Source organism: Vibrio phycocola (assembly GCF_053850235.1).
Window position 1 is genome coordinate 195268 of the sequence record NZ_JBSQDJ010000001.1, and the last position, 18417, is coordinate 213684.

Below are 18417 nucleotides of genomic sequence, written 5' to 3' on the forward strand. Positions count from 1 at the left end.
AAATTCGTTTACCTTAAAGTGTGTTTTTCAGAAAATAAGTCAAGTATTCAGTAACAGTTTATGTCTAACCGCTTATGTTAAAAAAGAAGGGCGAAACAAGATAGGCAGGATATCAAACGTCGGATCGCAAAAAGGAAATATCGAATTTGAAGCCTCAGAATTGGCATCTTCGCTATTAAGGCTGCTATAGTTCGCTCCATTAATTTGGTTTGTGTTGGACGATTGATTTAGATGCTACAACTTGACGCTGTGTTTGCTCTTTTACCACCGATGCTATTTGGTACATTGATACTATTAACTCTGATTCTTGAAAAAGGCGATATTTGCCCCGGTCAGCGTGGGCGCATCCATAAGACGTTGCCGGTTATTGCAATTGGCTGGGGGATTTCAGGGATCACAATGCTTCCGTCGTTAGCGGTAGGAGCACTACTATTGGTTTATTTTAGCCAAGTGAAAACGGGAAAGACGCGCGGATCAGGGCCAATTAAATTGCTGTTCGGTGTCAACGTGCTAGCGGGTTTAATGTTTGTGATGCAGCTGGTTTCGTCAGGGCAGTGGTTGATGATGGTCTCCTTGGTGTTATTTGTAATCCTGCTAGGGGCATCTTTAGGGCACCTTCTATTGGTCATCGCGCGAACTCGCTTGCAAGCCTTTCATAAACTTCTTCCTTGTGCAGGCGTTGTCGCAGCAATGTGCCTCTCACTTTGCTTAATTCCGCTAGGTACAAGCCTATCTGAGCAAGAGCTTGAACAGGCGATTCCTACGATTTTATTTGCGTTCATCGTGATGATCATTTCAATCGTTGTGTGGATTTGGCCGATTATTCGTTCAACAACACCAACAAAATGGCCTCTCGTCGTCTCATTAGGGCTGCTTTTAACATCAACAAGCGCCATTATCACACTTATCTCCCATTAGAACGTGTTCTCGATGATTGCGCTTGAGAGAGAATAAAGTCCTAAGGGCATACCGGCTCGCCATGGTTCGTTATGCGGCTTTCCATACCAGTAAGAAGTTGTTCGCTGGCATTGATATGGTTTGGGTGAGGCTGAGGTTTGATGCCCACCCCGTTAATTCATCAATGTCCCGAATCCCACCATATCCATTTTTCTGTAAATGAATATCGAATTCGCGATTGCTGTCGCTGGTAAAGTCACCGTCTACTTTCATTGGCCCATACTGGCAAAATAGACCTCCAGCTTGTAGGTTTTCTCCAATCGTTTCCATCATTAGCTTGGCATCATGTCGCTGCATAATATGGGTTGTGTTTGCTGTAAAAATGCCATCAACCTGTAAGTCAGGCCAGTTGTTCTTTCCAAAATGGAAATCGAACGGAGGAGTCACATTCGGTAACTTTGAATCGGCGATCCACGCATTGATGCTGGCATGGTTTTCAAGCATATCACTTGTATTCCAGACGAGGTGGGGTAGGTGTTTGGCGAAAAATACCGCATGTTGGCCCGTTCCTGAACCGATCTCCAACACATGTTGAGTACGATTAAAATGGATCGCGATCTGTTCTAAAATAGGGTTTTGATTTCTCTCACATGAGTCGGAAAAACGTTTTGTCATTAAATGCTACCTAAAAGGTTTTGAATGAAATTTGGGGTTGCTAAGTTCGTGGACCATCTCTACCTTCCTTAAACTTAGGTAGGGTATCGTGTAGCTCACACCAATTTGCTTTGTATTGAGTATAAATATGCGCATCAGGCTGAGTCGGAATCGGTTCGTCGAAGGTGGCAATTGCGAGTTCTATGTGACTCAATGGTACGCCTTTAGTTCGGAAGCCGATACTTGAACCACATTCGCTGCAAAATGTTCTTATGGTGCCATTGGGAGCGACAAATTCTTTTAAATAGTCGCAACCAGAAAGCCAGGTTAAACCAGAGGCTCCCACTAGTGTTGCATAGGCGGCACCGTGAAATTTACGACACATTGAACAGTGACAATGCGCGACTCGTTCATCAAAACTCTCTACCGTAAATGTTACGACACCACACAAACAGCTCCCTTTGTATGTGTTACTCATATGCTCTCCCTAGCTTGCGTCTTGTGTATCATTAAACATACTGAGGCAATGTGGTGTTTCGGTCAATTGGAATGCAGAGGAGGAGTAGCTTGAAAACGATAAATGTGCGTATTCTTACCATCTAATGTCGTGCAGTCGTGATAATATATGCGCAATGTTATCTCCAAACTTCGACTCATTATGTACCAAGAATTATTACAACCGATTCATTCCTTCCTTAAATGCTCAACACCTGACTCTTGGATTGAAGAGGCTCGTAAACCCGAAAATCTATCGGTCATTTTGCGGGATCATTTACTCTGTGAATTGAAAGCGGCGCAGAGTGCAGTATTCCTTTTAAAACGTTACGTTCTAACGGACGAAGGCAAACAGCAAATCAATGAACTTGTTGAACCTTATGAGCTCTTCGCATACAAGCGCATTGGCAGTCTGGAGTCTCTTAAAGGCAAGAGTAATATATCTAAATCAATCAAACCAAAACAAAACTGTCCATACGGGCAAGAGATGATTGATAAAATGGTTTTGTTGATTCGTGAAGAGTTACATCACTTCTATCAAGTGTTGGAGATTATAGAAGCCCAAGGTTTAGAGTATCGCCCCATTCCGGCGAGCCGCTACGCTAAGGGAATGATTCAACACGTGCGCACTTTTGAGCCCGCAGCATTGATAGATAAACTGATCATTGGCGCTTTTATTGAAGCTCGCTCTTGTGAACGGTTTGCGAAACTGGCGCCGCATCTAGCTACTGATATTGGTAAATTCTATATTTCACTGCTGCGTTCCGAAGCAAGGCATTACCAAGATTATTTAGCACTTGCCGAGCAGATTGCTGGTGATGATATCTCTGAGCGAATTGAGCATTTTTCGAATGTCGAAGCAGAGTTAATGAGTTCCAATGATTCTGAGTTTCGCTTCCATTCAGGTGCCCCAGTTCTTACCTAGATGATTCGGCTTAGGCGATTTTAATGCCCTCGAGATGACTGCGACACTGCTGGCGCGCTGTAGTGAAAAAAGCTTGTAAGTAACGCTTTTCTTTTTCACTATTGCGCGTAGCAGCAAATAATCGACGCCACAATCCTGTTCCTAACGGTTTACTGCAGACCAACCCTTGGCGTGAAAACTCACTAATTGCCCAGTTAGGTAATGCCGCAACGCCAAGCCCTGCGGATACCATTTGCACAAGCATTAAGGTGTTGTCTGCCTGTTTCCAGTTCTTTGGCTCAATATTCGCGGGCATTAAGAAATGCTTCACCACATCCAATCTTTGTTTGGGGACGGGATAGCCAAGCATCGTTTGATCTTTAAGGTGATGAGGTTCGATTACGTCGACTTCAGCAAGCGGGTGTTGAGTTGATGTGATTAACCGCATTTCAAAATCAAATAGAGGTTCGTAATGAATTTCTGAACGCGGCTGAATGTCTGAGGTAATGAGTAGATCGAGTTCACCCGCTAGCAGAGCAGGTAGGGGATCGAAACCAAACCCAGATAAAAAATCGAGCTCTACACTTGGCCATGCAGTTTGGTACTCTTTTAATGCGGGCATTAACCACTGGAAGCAAGAATGGCAGTCGATGGCCATATGTAGGCGTCCATTCACATCTTCTTTTAGGCTGACAATATCATTCTCAGCCTTAGCGAGTTTGGGTAAAATATCTTCCGCTAACGTTAGTAATATCTCACCTTCCGAGGTAAACCGAACTGGTCTGGTTTTACGTAAAAATAGTTGCCCACCTAAGCGAGATTCTAAATCTTTTAACTGATGAGAGAGCGCTGATTGAGTGAGGTGAAGCGCATTTGCGGTCGCAGTGAGTGACCCGGTATCACGTAATGAAACCAATGTTCTTAAGTGTTTAATTTCAATCATTCGAATGGCTCTATTCAAAACAAGGCTTGTTTAACCTAACGGTTTGTCCTCAGCGTGTAAATATATAACTCTAATTAATTTTAATAAATTTAAAGATAAAAATTACAACATGAATTTTATTGATATACATGTTGAATGCTTGGACATTATACAGGTGATTAATATCTTTATATTTTAGCCATCCAGATTAAGGGCTAATCCCGATTGTGGACTCAAGATGTCAGGTTGGACGGAAACAGAAGTAGCGTTAGCTTAATGAGGAAGCCCAATCTCAAGTTAAGTCATTGAGGTTGGGCAAATCAGGTTATTGTGTGTCGATGCAATCGGCTTTGCTGATTATCTGGTCGGTCATCAATTGGCCGCGAGTATTTCGAACCTTGATGCGATAATTAATACCTGCATCGAGGTTTTCTAGTGTACTTGGGTCAGTACAATAGCTGTTGATACTGGTTGCGATGAGCTGATCGATAGTGGGAGCGCCAGGGGTATCCGTGTTATAAATCATCATTAATTCAATCACGTTTTTCTGTGCTAAAGCTCGTAGAATCGAGAGTGGGCCTCGTTCAATTGGAAGCTGAGAATTCAGTGTTTGAGCACGTTGAAGCGTTAGAATTTCCAACTTATCCGCATCGTTACTACTACACCCAGCCAACAATAATACTGCCATCAAAGGCAGGAAAATAAATTTTTTCATATTAAAATACTTGTTTAAATGGTTTTACAATCACGTTCGCATACACACCCGCATCAATATAAGGATCGGCGTCTGCCCATGCTTTTGCTTCTTCCAGTGAATCAAACTTTGCTATGACGGTTGAACCCGTGAAACCAGCTTCACCTGGATTTTCATTATCAATAGCAGGCATTGGACCGGCAGTGAGTAAGCGACCCTCATCGCGAAGGTTTTGTAAGCGCTCTAAATGAGCTGCACGAACACTCATTCGCTTTTCCAGCGAGTTTTCAATATCTTGAGAAAAAATGACGTACCACATTTCAAGTTCCTTAAAGAGTCGGTCAATTTGAATATCACTCACTATATCGTAAGTGAGTAAAGAGAGCGTAACAAAGAGAAAAAAGAGTTAGCACGATCGGGTTATTTTCCGAGGACGTCCTTCAGAATCGACCGCAACATAATTAAAGGTCGCTTCACAAACCATAAATCGAGCACCAATCCCATCTTCAAGAATCGGCTTCACCCATACTTCGAGTTCAATTGACATCGAAGAGTTCCCCACTTTTACACATTCACCATAGCAACAGACGACATCGCCCACAGTGACAGGTTTGCGGAAAGTAATACTCGAAACCGAAACCGTAACGATACGGCCACAGGATATCTCCTTGGCGAGAATCCCCCCAGCCAGATCGAGCTGTGACATGATCCACCCGCCAAAAATATCACCGTTCGCATTGGTGCTAGCGGGCATTGCAAGTGTGCGTGAAAGGAGTTGACCTTTAGGGTCTTGAGTATCATCAATCATTGATTTGGTTCTTCTTCTTTATCCATGTACTTGTAAATATAAACACCAGTAAGTACCGTAAAAATTAATGTCGCGATTAACAAACCGAAGACTTTAAAATTCACCCAAACTTCTAGCGGTAAATTAAATGCAACGTAGATATTCAATAATGAACAGGCGATAAAGAATATCACCCATGCCCAGCTAATTTTTCCCCACACTTGGTCTGGAAGAGTGAGCTCTTTTCCAAGCATGTTTTTGATTAGTGACTTACCCATCATATGGCTAACGCCGATCGCGAGAGCAAAGCAGAGGTAAACAATAGTGACTTTCCATTTTATAAAATTGTCATCATGCAAGAATATGGTTAAACCACCAAACACGGTGATAACTCCGAACATAATGACCTGCATTTTTTCGACTTTTTTAGTGATCGCATAAGTGATGACCAACTGGAGAAAGGTAGCGACGATCAGGGCACCAGTAGCGACATAAACATCGTAGAGTTTAAATAAAGCAAAAAAGACAAGTAGCGGTAGAAAGTCGAGTAGTTGTTTCATAACAATTCCATAAATACACGTAATGGTCGACAGTCTAACGGAGTTTTCATGTTTTCTGAATAGTTTGAATGGTTCACTTACATTTTACTTACCTTAGACTTTAATTACGATAAGTAAAATGCAAAGCCTCTATCGATCAGAGTACACCTGATTTCGCCCTTGCTCTTTAGCCAAGTACATTGCTTTGTCGGCACGACGTATAAGAGAAGGCACTGTTTCTTTTTCTTGTAGTTGCGAAACACCAATACTAACGGTGACCTTAGGGTCGAACGGCTGACGTTCAATTGACCGTGTTAATCGTTCCATGGCTCGAGTCGCGTCGTGAATATTTAAGCCAGGTAGAATGACAATAAATTCTTCGCCTCCCCAACGGCAGAAAGCATCTTCTTTACGCAATTCACTCTGACAGGTTTTTGCGACCTGTTGTAATACATTGTCACCGGTCAGGTGTCCGAACTTGTCATTTATCGATTTAAAGTGGTCAATGTCTAGCATCGCAATGGTCAAAGGTGAGTGTGTGTGTTTGGCGTTTTTCATCGATTTCGCGACTAAAGTATCAAACCCTTGGCGATTATATGCACCTGTTAACGTGTCGACGGTTGCCATCTGTTCCAATCTTGATTGATAACCTCTAAAGCTTAATTGAGCAACGAATATGACGAGCAAGGAAACCAGAACGCTGATACCAAAGTTATTAAAAAGAGAACGAAAGAAGGAGTTATTATCGAAGCGGTCGATTTGTTGAACAATAATGTGCCACTGGAATTCTTCTACCCATCGAGTGCTTATGTAGATTGTAGACCCATTTTCATCGATATAGCTTCCACTCATATTTGAGCTACTGAGAATTTCAGGAGCTAGCGTTTTTAAGCCTTCATTCTGTTGAATCGAGCTAAAACTGAGTGGTTTTGAACCTTGAAGCGTGACCATTCCAGTGTCGTCAATGAAGAAAATTTCACGTTCATAGCGCATTTTGTATTTTTCGATTAACTCAGCCACAGTGTTGGAGCTTAAGCCAACACCAATGACACCAATAAAATTATTTTCAAAGTCATAGACGCGATAATTAACGAAAACTACGACTTGGTCTGGGTTCGCGGTATCATGATCGATGTTGATTTCATACTCTTTATTAGCACCTAGGTTTTTCACTCGAAAATACCAAGAATCATGATCATTGTTTTCGTCGACTTTTTTCAAAATACTCGAATAGTGATAATAATTTTTGGTTAGGTCAGAGACGAAAAAAGCCGTAACGGTATTGTACTGTTTTTTTATTTCACCGAGGTATTGAATAATCTCGTTTGTGTCAGATTCACCCGATAGGGTCCAGTTACGTACAAATGTGTCTTGAGCCATCAAGGATGAAATGAAGATAGGACGGATTAAGTCCTGTTGAATCTCAGAGTAAATATTATCACTGGTGAGTGGCAATGAGTCGTTTTTGATTTGTACTTCGAGCGTGTCATGAGCGATTCGATAACTTACCAATCCAGTGATAAAAAAACCGATCATGATGAGGCTGACTAATAGCCAAGTAAATTTACTTTTTGTCATTATTAATGTATTCCATGCAATGCTCTGTGGCAAAGTCGATGATAAAGATGAAATCTAAACAAAAACTCACGCATATGCCAATATAAAATCGCGGTGACTCTATTGAGTTATAGCATACGAAACCTCCACGGTATCGCTTCAATGAGTATTTTATTTATTCTCACTAGCTTTTAGATAATTGAAGTGCGTATGTTGGCTTTGACAAAGTATGACTCTGGTAGCACTGCGAGCGACATCGTGATTTTTAAGACGTTCGTTTATTGGATTATTTTTATACTGTGTTTATCTGTAATCTTTATAATATTGAGTCATAAAACGACCCATTGGTGAGTTAATGAAGAATGGAACAATAATGATGGAACAAACGCTGCAACAATACTTTGGTTTCGACTATTTACGCCAGGGTCAATCTGAGGTTATTCAACATATTTTAGACGGACAATCAGCCGCGGCTATTTTTCCTACTGGTTCGGGGAAATCACTGTGTTATCAATTGCCAGCGGTAATGTTACCTCATTTAACGTTGGTGATTTCTCCACTGTTGGCCTTAATCAGTGATCAATTGGAGTTTCTACACAGTAAAGGAATCGCCGCAGCGAGCATCGATTCGACTCAAGACAGAGAAAGCACGCAAGCCATTATGCAGCAGGTAAAAAGTGGCGAGTTGAAAGTACTGATGATTTCTGTGGAGCGCTTGAAGAATGAGCGTTTTCGTCAATTTATTTCCCAAGTGCCCATCTCTTTGTTAGTGGTCGATGAAGCACACTGTATTTCGGAATGGGGCCATAATTTTCGGCCTGATTACCTAAAGCTTCCGTATTATCGTCAACAGCTCAATATTTCTCAGGTGTTATTGCTAACCGCTACAGCTACACCTCAAGTTATTACGGATATGAGCGAAAAGTTTGATATTGCGCCAGATGCCATCACAGTGACTGGGTTTTATCGGCCGAATTTGCATCTTTCGGTCATACCGTGTACCGAAGAAGAGAAATTTGACCAGTTAGCTAAGCTGTTAACTCAAAATTCTCATGCTCCAGCCATAGTGTATGTGACATTACAGAAAACAGCGGAAATCATTGCCAGTCGATTACAGCGTATCGGTGTAGACGCCACCCCGTATCACGCCGGATTAAAGCACGAAATACGGCAATCGATTCAACAAGAGTTTATGAATGGTTCTTCTAATTGCATCGTTGCTACGATTGCGTTTGGTATGGGCATCGACAAAGCGGATATTCGTCAGGTGATTCACTATGACTTACCTAAATCAATAGAGAATTATTCTCAGGAAATCGGTCGGGCAGGGCGAGATGGAAAGGTGTCGCAATGTACGATATTGGCCAATACCGATAGTCTAAATGTATTGGAAAACTTCATTTATGGTGATACTCCAGACAAAGCTTCGATTGAGTATGTCGTCGATGACATCATGGCATCAACAGGAAGCTGGGAAGTGATGATGACACGCCTGTCGAGCGAGAGTTATGTTCGCCAGTTGCCGCTGAAAACTCTGTTGGTTTATCTTGAACTTCGATCGATTATTCAATCCCAATTTAGTTACTTCGCGACGTATCGTTTTAAGTTAAATCAAAGCATCGACAGCATCACGAGCCACTTTGAAGGTGAGCGTCGTCAGTTTGTTGAATCACTTTTTGCGTGTTGTCCAAAAGCTAAAACTTGGTACAGCGTAGACTTCGATGCGTTATGGATAGGTTATCAAACGGAACGCAAGCGCGTTGTCGCGGCATTGGATTATTTTCATCAGCAAGGTTGGATCGATCTTGAGAGTAAGCAGATAACCGATGTGTATAAAGTTCTAGACCGTCAGCAGTCTAAGTCACAATTGGTGGATGATCTGTATCAGTTATTTGAGAAGAAAGAGCAGAGCGAAATTAATCGAATTCAGATGATGCTCGACTTCTTTCAAAGTAGAGCATGTTTGAGTTCAACGTTAGCGAGCTACTTTGCTGATACTCAAGCACCGCAACGTTGTGGCCACTGCTCGGTATGCCAAGGAGAGATTGCGACATTGAGCGGAAGAACGTTGCCCGATCTTGATGTTCAACAAATTGAAGGTTGGATCAAGCCGTATATTCAAGCCAGTACACAGCCATTAACAGAAAAAGCGTTAACGCGATTTTTATGTGGAATCACCACGCCACTGAGCACAAAATTGAAAGGCAGTAAGATGGAAGGCTTTGGAACCTTGGAGTTTTATCCCTTTGCGCAAGTCAGCGAAGTGGTGAAGACACTGCTATAACTTAGTGTATGCTTAACTCTAATATCATCACGGAGAGAGAATCATGCAACCCTATTTAAAGGTACAGAAATAATGGAAATTCGACAAAATGGCGTCATCCTTATTTTTTCCATGTTTCTATTGGTAGGTTGTAGCATGGGCCCTGAACGAGAAGGTTTCCATACTGCTACCTCTAGCCCTAAACGTGAAATTCTTGGTGATTCTGAGTCGGTCAAACAACGTTTGTTGGGCCATTATGGCGAATGGAAAGGAACGCCGTACGTCTATGGTGGACTGAGCAGCCGAGGTGTTGATTGTTCGGGTTTCGTTTATTTGACCTTTTTGGAGCGTTTGGGGCTGACACTACCGCGAACCACGTCATCTCAAGTAAAAGTCGGTATTAAAGTCTCACCACGGAAGATGAAAGTTGGGGATTTGGTGTTCTTTAAAACAGGGTTTAATACTCGCCATGTTGGAATTTACTTAGGTGATAATCAGTTTCTTCATGCGTCAGAATCGAAAGGTGTGATCATTTCATTTTTGACGAACCCATATTGGCAGAGCCATTTTTGGCAGGTTAGAAGAGTGATGGCTTAATTTATAATGCTGTCTTTGTTGTTCCAGTTTCCCAGAAGTATCACGTGGTAGTAATGCATTACTCTACGCAACCGGTACTAACATTACACCAATGTAGTGACCAACTATGAAAAACGCATAAATCTTTTGCGGGAGTGTTCTATAATAAAGAAAAAGCGATCCGTTTCTTCGACGTATTTCGGGTCTGATGTTAAACGGAATTAAACCACTGACTTCTAAGTTTACTGTCTTGTTTTCAGAAAAAGTGGCTCTTAACAGGACGAAATATGAAACGTCAATATGTCCAAACTATTCAAGTTAATTCAGTGAGACATTTAAGATTCTTAGCTATAACCTTTATTCTGTTGATCGGGGTAATGCTTTCAGTATCTCCGCTCTATGCTGCACTCAATGACAATAAAATAAACTTGGCGAATAAACATGTTCTGTATCTAAGCTCTTATTCGCCTTCCTTTGAGACCTTTTCCCCACAAGTCGATGGTATTAAATCGATTTTCTCTGAAAATCAGATCAAGCTTGATATCGAATTTATGGATAGTAAGCGCCTCAATAGAGAAGCAAATGTTACCCATTTCGACCAACTTTTTTCTTATAAACTTAGCCAGCTAGATGATTATGATGCGGTTATTGTTGCCGATGACAATGCCACAAACTACCTGATGGAGAAACGCTCGACATACTTTCCAGACACTCCCATTGTATTTCTGGGTGTCAACAACCTCGAGAACGCGAGGCAATACAGTAAAAACCCTATGGTTACGGGTGTCGTTGAGGAAATATCTATGGCTGATACATTAGCCATGGCTAAACAGCTCAACCCAAATGCTAAAAGAATTGTTGCCTTGGCTGATAAGACGACTTCAGGTGTTCAAGATTTAGCCATATTCTATGAACAAAGTGACTTGTTCTCTGATATGGAAATGACTCATATCGACCTTTCAGAAATGACATTTGCCAATTTTGCTGATGCTATTTCTAAACTTGGTCCAGAAGATATTATCATTCGCCTAACAGCCTATAGAGATATAACGGGCACAACGATATCCTTCAGTGAAGGACTTAAATTAGTTTTGGACAATGTCAATCAACCTGTATATCACACCTATTACTGGGGGATTCCTGATGGACTTATTGGTGGTAAAATTGTTAGCCACTTTGAACAGGGCGTAACCGCAGCGAAGTTAGTTACCGACATCCTTAAAGGTGCCGACATTAGTCAGATCCCTTTGGTGGAGAACAGTCCAAATAAATATATGGTTAATTACAATGTATTAAAGGCCTATGGTTACGATGAAAGCCTCCTTCCAAAAGGAACAGAGCTGCTAGGCAAGGAAATGGGATTCTTCCAACAATATCGGCAATACATATTAGCGACGATATTCATTCTTTTGATCCAAGGTGTGATTATTTTCTATTTGGTTCTTAATGTAAGAAAAAGAAAAAAAATTGAATTTACTCTACTAAAAAATAAACAACAACTTGTACAGGCCAATAATGAACTCTCGGCAAATAATAAGGATCTTACTACTGCCTTTGACAACATCAGAGAACAGGAAGAGCACATTTATCGACTGATCAATATCGACAATCTAACTGGTCTTAAAAATCGTTTTTCTATATCTGAAACCATAGACAACGCTATAAAGAAAGCCCATAGTCAAGAGAAGCTCGCGATTCTATTTCTCGATGTGGATAATTTCAAAAATATCAATGATACCCATGGCCATGATATGGGCGATCGAATTATTAAAGCCACAGGTGACCTGCTCAACAAATATGTGTCCGATAAAGTTCATATTGGACGATTTGGTGGCGATGAATTTATCTTCTGTGTTCACTATGATGATAGTGAAAAGGAGTTAGATCCATTAATCCAAGAGATCCAAAGCCTATTTTTAAATCCGATCACCATTGATCAAAATTCCTTCTATTTTACGGTCAGTATTGGAGTTGCACTCTTTCCTGAACATGCTCCAGAACAGAGGGAACTGATCCAACTCGCAGATCTTGCTCTCTATGAAGCTAAGGATCGAGGAAGAAATACAATTGTCTACTTTAATGATTCAATGAATAACACTTTGTCTGAAAAAATGGATTTCCAAAATGCTGTCAGAGACGGTTTCAGCAAAGGTGAATTTCGAATGAATTATCAGCCGTATATCGATTTAGGTACTGGCAAAGTAACGGGCCTTGAAGCGCTTATTCGTTGGAACAGTCCGATATTGGGCCAGGTTTCGCCATATCGCTTGATCAGCGCGGCTGAGGAAATGGGGTTTATTGTTGAACTGGGTCAGTGGATATTTCAAGAAGCCTGTAAATTTGCAAAAATGATCAACGAGAGTGCCGATGCCCCCATCATGGTTTCCATCAATGTATCTCCGCTTCAAGTTATGGATCAGTATTTCAGCGACACTATCTTTAACATCATTAGTGAAGTAGGAATTGCTCCTAAACATATTTGCTTGGAGGTGACGGAGACCGTACTACTGTCTTCGATGGAAAACAGCCGAAAAGTTTTTGAGCAACTCCAAGAGTATGGCATTAGGATTGCGTTGGATGATTTTGGTACGGGTTACTCTTCTTTAAGTTATTTTAAAGAGCTGTCATTCGATATCTTGAAAATTGACAAGTCTTTTGTCGATAACATTACATCTACCGACTACGAAGCCTATTTATCTAGGGTAATGATAACTTTGGCACATATGAAGTCTTTGAGAGTAGTTGCAGAAGGTGTTGAAGAACAAAGTCAACAAGAAGCATTGAGTTCGTTTAACTGCGATATGGTTCAGGGTTACTATTATTCAGTGCCTTTGGAATCGAAGGATGTTAAAAGCTTTATTGATAAATACCACACGGATAAGCTTCAGGCTATGTAAAAAGGTAACTTTTAGCCTTCGAGCTTAATAATCATTTTTGGTAAGTACACCACGTTGTTCCGTCGTTAAAATTATCGTTACTCAGAAACTGAAAAAACCACTGTATACTCCTTAACAGTGGCTTTTATCGTTTATTTTACCTATAAATACGGTTTAGGCCTGTTGATTGGTGTACTCGACGTTTTTTGCTTCTTCATCGTTAATTAATGAATCAACAATAACGGCACAAGCTGCATCACCAGTGATGTTCAATGCAGTACGGATCATGTCGAACACGCGATCTAGAGCAAACAGAAGAGGAAGCCCTTCGATTGGAATACCCGCAGACAGAAGTACCGCAACCACTAGGAATGAAGGTCCTGGAACACCCGCTTGACCCACCGCGCCCAACGTCGCCGTTAGAATAATCGCAATGTACGATCCCATGCTCAAATCAATGTGGAACAGTTGAGCGAAGAATATTGCAACAAGTCCGTAATAAATTGCGTTACCAGACATATTGATGGTCGCACCTAATGGCAATACAAACGAGGCTGTTGAATTACGCACACCTAAGTCATGCTCCACAGCGTCCATCGTTACTGGCAATGTCGCCATTGAAGAAGCAGTAGACAGTGCAACCGCTTGAGGTTTCTTCATTACAGATAGGAATTTACGCGCTGATGTTTTGGTGAAAATTTGAATCATCAGTGGATAAGCGATAAACCCGAAGATCAAGATAGCGGCAACGTAAACCGCGAATAGCTTGGCGACAACAGCAAGAGCACCGAAACCAAAGGTGCCAACGGCTTCTGCCATGAGACCGAATACACCAAGTGGTGCGATAAGCATGACTTTGTTAATCATCCATACCATTGCATCGACGATGGTGTTCACGCCATTAATGATAGGTGTGCGCTTTTCAACACTTTGCTTCGAGATAGCGATACCAAAGAAGAGACAAAAGACTAAGATCTGGAGAATGTTCGCTTCATTCAAGGATTGGAAAACATTGGTCGGGATCATCCCAACAATCGTGTCCCAAAATGTTGGTAATGCACCTTTAGACGCGTATTCAGCCGAGAACATGCTCTCAATACTCGATACATCAATACCTACACCCGGTTGGAAAATCATGCCCATCACTAACGCTAAAGCAACGGCAGCAGCTGATGTGAACGCAAAGTAACCCAATGTCACCGCACCAACTTTACCGGCTGAGTGGCTATTTCCTAGTCCTGCAGCGCCTGAGATAAGAGCTACAGCGACCAATGGGATGACTAACATTTTGATTAAATTAATAAAAATAGCACCAAGTGGCGCAAACATAGCTGCTTGGGGCCCCATTAGAGCGCCGACTGCGGTACCCACGATCATAGCAATAACGACTTGAACGCCGATATTGGTTAGTAAACTTTTTTGTTTTGACACAGTGTAACCTCTGATAAAGTTGATTGTTCTCGTTGAAGAATTAATAACCAAATATTGTTATTAAATTAAACTTTTTAACTACAAATTTTATTATGAGTTTTATCGCCGAATTGAGCATTGTTTGTATTAATATGCAAAATTATGGCGTTAATATTATGAATTGTTAGAGTATCGTCTGAGGATTTGGTTTGATTGACTAAAATCAAGAGAGTGGGAGAGAGATTAAGTGTTAATCGATAATTCTGATATTTATTTGATATAAAGATGAATATATAACGTAAATATAAAAAATCGATCGCTACCATAAGATAGACGATCGATTTAAGAATGGCTTAACGGTTAGCGAAAACGTTGTACAAATTACTTGTGTGTTGCCGCTTTCATTAAGCTGATGAAATCACTCATTTCACTAAGTAGTGCTTCTGGTTGAAATTGATGTTGCTCGATAATTTTAACCACAGCAGAGCCTGAAATTGCACCCGCTGCACCACTTACAATCGCTTGTTTTACTTGCGCTGGCTGAGAAATGCCGAATCCAAGTAATGCGGGTGGAGCATCGAAGCGCTTTAGAGCATCAAGCAGTTTATCGACGGGCATGTTTGCTTTGGTTTCTGCGCCAGTAACACCAGCACGAGAAAGCAAATAGGTATAGCCTTGGCCCAATTGTGCTACTTTCTTCAATGTCTCGTCATCCGCTGTCGGTGGGGCAATAAAGATAGGTTTGATATTGTGCGCATTGGCTTTCTCAATAAACATGGCACTTTCACCGGTTGGGACATCGGCAATCAATACTGAGTCAACTCCTGCGTTTTCACATTTCGCGTAAAACTCATCCACCCCATTTGAATACACCAAATTGGCGTACATTAGCAAACCAATCGGCAAATCGGGATAGAGTGCTCGGATTCGACTAATGATGTCAAAGCAGTGATCGGGTGTGGTTCCTGAATCCAAAGCTCGGATATTTGCGCCTTGAATGGTTGGGCCATCGGCAGAAGGATCAGAAAACGGGAAACCAAGTTCAAGAGCATCGGCACCAGATTCAACCAAGGTTTTTATGATTTCAAATGAAAGTTCTGGGCTCGGATCACCAATGGTAACGAATGGAACGAACGCGCCTTCGTTATTAGCTGCAAGCTTGGTAAAGAGTGATTGATAGCGATCCATTATAGAACTCCTTTGTCTTCAAGGATTTTATGTACGGTGAAGATATCTTTATCGCCACGCCCAGATAGGTTTACTACCAATGTTTGTTCTTTTTCTGGCTCAGAACGCGCCATTTTTAATGCGTGAGCTAAAGCGTGAGAAGATTCTAACGCAGGGATAATACCTTCATTTCGTGCTAACTCTTGGAATGCATCCAACGCTTCATCATCGGTAGCATCAACATATTCAGCACGACCAATTGCGTTCAAGTGGGCGTGTTGTGGACCAACAGATGGAAAATCCAAACCCGCAGAAATAGAGTAAGACTCTTCTACTTGACCATGTGGGTCTTGCATGAGAGGCGCTTTCATACCAAAGAAAATCCCGGTTTTGGCGTGCTTAAGTGGTGCGCCATGCTTTTCAGTATCAACACCAAGACCACCGGGTTCGACACCGATCAAACGCACGGACTCTTCTTCGATAAAATCAGCAAACATACCGATGGCATTTGAACCGCCACCGACACAAGCAATGACTGCATCAGGAAGTTTTCCTTCACGTGCAAGTATCTGGTTTTTGGTCTCTTCACCAATCATGCGTTGAAATTCGCGAACGATGGTTGGGAATGGATGTGGCCCTGCCGCAGTACCAAGTAGATAATGCGCTTTTTCATAGCTGGCAGACCAATCACGAAGTGCTTCGTTACATGCGTCTTTTAGTGTCGATGAACCAGAGTGAACAGGAATTACTTCAGCGCCCATTAGTCGCATGCGAAAAACGTTAGGGCTTTGACGTTCAACATCTTTCGCACCCATATACACTTTGCATTTTAAATCGAGTAGAGCACAAGCAAGTGCAGTTGCAACGCCATGTTGACCTGCGCCTGTTTCAGCGATGATCTCTTTTTTACCCATGCGTTTAGCCAATAATGCTTGACCTAATACTTGGTTGGTTTTATGCGCGCCGCCATGGAGCAAATCTTCACGTTTAAGGTAAAGTTTGGTTTTCGTTCCCTTGGTCAAGTTGCGCGTGAGTGTCAACGCTGTTGGACGTCCAGCGTACTCTTGTAAAAGCGTCATAAACTCGGCTTGAAATTCAGGGTCTTCTTGGGCGTCGATGAACGCTTGCTCTAATTGGTCGAGAGCTGGAACCAGAATTTGCGGTACAAATTGGCCACCGTATTCGCCAAAGTAGGCATCTAATTTAGACATGTATTCTTATCCTTAAAAATGGGTATTCGCACTTATCTGCAATCGTTCGCCTAGTAGGCTCTAATTTTTGCAAATGCTTGCTCTAATTTCTCGTTGTCTTTTTGCCCTGGTGAAGATTCCACACCTGAATTTAAATCCAAACCAAGACAACCAAGTGACGCGGCTTGTTGGGCATTGTTGGGGTTTATACCGCCAGCGAGCATAATATCGCTGGTATCGGTTAACGCTCGCCAATCGAACGTCGTGCCTGTTCCCCCAAGTTGTTCGCCGACTTTCGCATCAAACAAATGACGCTCTATATCCGCTCCAAGTTTCGCCGGCATCTCATCGCTTACACCATAGGCTTTCCAAATTGCGATTGATTCGGGTAGTTGTTTGCGTAAACGGCTCACATAGTCTTGGTCTTCAGTTCCATGAAGCTGAACGGCATTAAGGGAAAGTTGACTTGCTATTGTGACAATGTCACTCAAATCATGATTTTGGAAGACCCCAACATAGAGAAGTGGTGCACCTTCAATTACTTGAGATGCTTGCTCTGGAGTCACATAACGAGGTGACTTCTCAACAAAGATCAGCCCGCCATAAACGCTACCTGCCTGATGAACGGCTTGCGCATCTTCGGCGCGAGTCAAACCACATACTTTGTTGTCACCGAGAATCATTCGGCGAGCAGCACGATCGATATTGTCTTGTGCCATCAGTGAACTGCCAATTAAAAAGCCGTTGGCATGGGTCGCAAGATCTCGTACTTGCTGGTGAGTGTAGATGCCCGATTCAGAAATAATAATTCGGTCTTGTGGTAGCTTAGGTGCGAGTTCTTTGGTGCGGTTAAGGTCTGTAGTGAGGTCACGTAAATTGCGATTATTAATACCGATAACTTTCGCATCTAAATTGACTGCACGTACTAGCTCTTCATCGTTGCTTACTTCTGTTAGTACACCCATCTTGAAGCGATGCGCAAGTTCGGCTAACTCGCGATATTCGTTATCATCGAGAACCGAAAGCATAAGCAAAATAGCATCTGCTCCGTAATGACGAGCGAGATACACCTGATATGGGTCGATCATAAAGTCTTTACACAGTACTGGCTGATGAACTGAGTTTCTTACTTGAGGCAAGAAATCAAAGCTTCCTTGGAAGTACTTCTCATCGGTTAATACCGAGATCGCGTTGGCGTATGGCTTGTACGCGGTGGCTATCTCTTCTGGATTGAAAATAGGGCGAATCAACCCCTTTGATGGTGACGCTTTTTTACATTCCAGAATAAAAACAGCATGTTCAGACGTTAGCGCTTGGTAGAAACTACGATCTGATAGTGTAATTTCAGATTCAAAGTTTGCGAGAGGTTGCTGCTGTTTGCGTTCTTCAACCCAAATCGCCTTGTCTTTGACAATCTTGACCAGCACTTCCGCCATTTCAGTATGCAGAGTCGAAATATGTTCTGAGAGTTGTTGCGTCATTTCCC

General features: G+C 42.0%; 17 protein-coding genes. 5 read left to right on the plus strand and 12 right to left on the minus strand.

Annotation, left to right across the window (positions count from 1 at the left end; translation table 11 throughout):
- Positions 1 to 231: 231 nt before the first annotated feature.
- Positions 232 to 918: a hypothetical protein gene (locus ACWU4D_RS00900; RefSeq protein WP_456049487.1), complete on the plus strand. Its 687-nt coding sequence runs from the start codon at positions 232 to 234 to the stop codon at positions 916 to 918.
- 69 nt (positions 919 to 987) lie between these two features.
- Here the strand turns inward: ACWU4D_RS00900 and ACWU4D_RS00905 are convergent, their stop codons facing one another.
- Both ACWU4D_RS00905 and ACWU4D_RS00910 read right to left on the minus strand, forming a co-directional pair.
- Entirely contained in the window at positions 988 to 1572 is a 585-nt protein-coding gene (locus ACWU4D_RS00905) for a DUF938 domain-containing protein (RefSeq protein WP_456049488.1), read from the minus strand.
- Positions 1573 to 1612: 40 nt separating this feature from the next.
- Complete coding sequence (locus tag ACWU4D_RS00910) at positions 1613 to 2029, minus strand: GFA family protein (protein WP_456049489.1); 417 nt, start codon at positions 2027 to 2029, stop codon at positions 1613 to 1615.
- 180 nt (positions 2030 to 2209) lie between these two features.
- Here ACWU4D_RS00910 and miaE point away from each other — a divergent pair, with 180 nt between their 5' ends.
- A complete protein-coding gene (gene miaE, locus ACWU4D_RS00915; RefSeq protein ID WP_456049490.1) occupies positions 2210 to 2971 on the plus strand; it encodes a tRNA isopentenyl-2-thiomethyl-A-37 hydroxylase MiaE in 762 nt (253 codons plus the stop codon).
- Between the two features lie 10 nt (positions 2972 to 2981).
- Here miaE and ACWU4D_RS00920 read toward each other — a convergent pair whose 3' ends face one another.
- The 6 genes from ACWU4D_RS00920 to ACWU4D_RS00945 form a co-directional block, all read right to left on the minus strand.
- Positions 2982 to 3893, minus strand: a complete 912-nt coding sequence (locus tag ACWU4D_RS00920) for a LysR substrate-binding domain-containing protein (RefSeq protein ID WP_456049491.1) — start codon at positions 3891 to 3893, stop codon at positions 2982 to 2984.
- 304 nt (positions 3894 to 4197) lie between these two features.
- Positions 4198 to 4587 carry a type II secretion system pilot lipoprotein GspS-beta gene (gene gspS2 / locus ACWU4D_RS00925; RefSeq protein ID WP_456049492.1) on the minus strand — a complete coding sequence of 130 codons (390 nt, stop codon included), beginning with the start codon at positions 4585 to 4587 and terminating at the stop codon, positions 4198 to 4200.
- Between the two features lies 1 nt (position 4588).
- Entirely contained in the window at positions 4589 to 4885 is a 297-nt protein-coding gene (locus tag ACWU4D_RS00930) for a YciI family protein (protein ID WP_456049493.1), read from the minus strand.
- A gap of 87 nt (positions 4886 to 4972) precedes the next feature.
- Entirely contained in the window at positions 4973 to 5374 is a 402-nt protein-coding gene (gene yciA, locus ACWU4D_RS00935) for an acyl-CoA thioester hydrolase YciA (protein ID WP_456049494.1), read from the minus strand.
- Complete coding sequence (locus ACWU4D_RS00940; RefSeq protein WP_456049495.1) at positions 5371 to 5913, minus strand: septation protein A; 543 nt, start codon at positions 5911 to 5913, stop codon at positions 5371 to 5373. Before ACWU4D_RS00940 ends, yciA begins: the two co-directional genes overlap by 4 nt.
- Before the next feature lie 129 nt (positions 5914 to 6042).
- Positions 6043 to 7470 (minus strand): sensor domain-containing diguanylate cyclase, encoded by a 1428-nt coding sequence (locus tag ACWU4D_RS00945; RefSeq protein WP_456049496.1) that lies wholly within the window; start codon positions 7468 to 7470, stop codon positions 6043 to 6045.
- A 352-nt stretch (positions 7471 to 7822) separates the two neighbouring features.
- Between ACWU4D_RS00945 and ACWU4D_RS00950 the strand changes: the two genes are divergently transcribed.
- The 3 genes from ACWU4D_RS00950 (at position 7823) to ACWU4D_RS00960 (ending at position 13185) form a co-directional block, all read left to right on the plus strand.
- The gene (locus tag ACWU4D_RS00950; protein WP_456049966.1) at positions 7823 to 9733 is read left to right on the plus strand and encodes a RecQ family ATP-dependent DNA helicase; all 1911 of its coding nucleotides are present in this window, start codon (positions 7823 to 7825) and stop codon (positions 9731 to 9733) included.
- A 72-nt stretch (positions 9734 to 9805) separates the two neighbouring features.
- On the plus strand, positions 9806 to 10309 hold the full coding sequence (locus tag ACWU4D_RS00955; protein ID WP_456049497.1) for an NlpC/P60 family protein: 504 nt from the start codon (positions 9806 to 9808) through the stop codon (positions 10307 to 10309).
- Positions 10310 to 10575: 266 nt separating this feature from the next.
- A complete protein-coding gene (locus tag ACWU4D_RS00960; protein WP_456049498.1) occupies positions 10576 to 13185 on the plus strand; it encodes an ABC transporter substrate binding protein in 2610 nt (869 codons plus the stop codon).
- A 153-nt stretch (positions 13186 to 13338) separates the two neighbouring features.
- Here ACWU4D_RS00960 and ACWU4D_RS00965 read toward each other — a convergent pair whose 3' ends face one another.
- From ACWU4D_RS00965 to trpCF, 4 genes are all read right to left on the minus strand, one after another.
- On the minus strand, positions 13339 to 14595 hold the full coding sequence (locus tag ACWU4D_RS00965; protein WP_456049499.1) for a dicarboxylate/amino acid:cation symporter: 1257 nt from the start codon (positions 14593 to 14595) through the stop codon (positions 13339 to 13341).
- A 360-nt stretch (positions 14596 to 14955) separates the two neighbouring features.
- Positions 14956 to 15762: a tryptophan synthase subunit alpha gene (gene trpA, locus ACWU4D_RS00970; protein WP_456049500.1), complete on the minus strand. Its 807-nt coding sequence runs from the start codon at positions 15760 to 15762 to the stop codon at positions 14956 to 14958.
- Positions 15762 to 16952 (minus strand): tryptophan synthase subunit beta, encoded by a 1191-nt coding sequence (trpB, locus tag ACWU4D_RS00975; protein ID WP_456049501.1) that lies wholly within the window; start codon positions 16950 to 16952, stop codon positions 15762 to 15764. Before trpB ends, trpA begins: the two co-directional genes overlap by 1 nt.
- Before the next feature lie 50 nt (positions 16953 to 17002).
- A complete protein-coding gene (gene trpCF / locus ACWU4D_RS00980; protein ID WP_456049502.1) occupies positions 17003 to 18412 on the minus strand; it encodes a bifunctional indole-3-glycerol-phosphate synthase TrpC/phosphoribosylanthranilate isomerase TrpF in 1410 nt (469 codons plus the stop codon).
- Between the last annotated feature and the right edge of the window lie 5 nt (positions 18413 to 18417).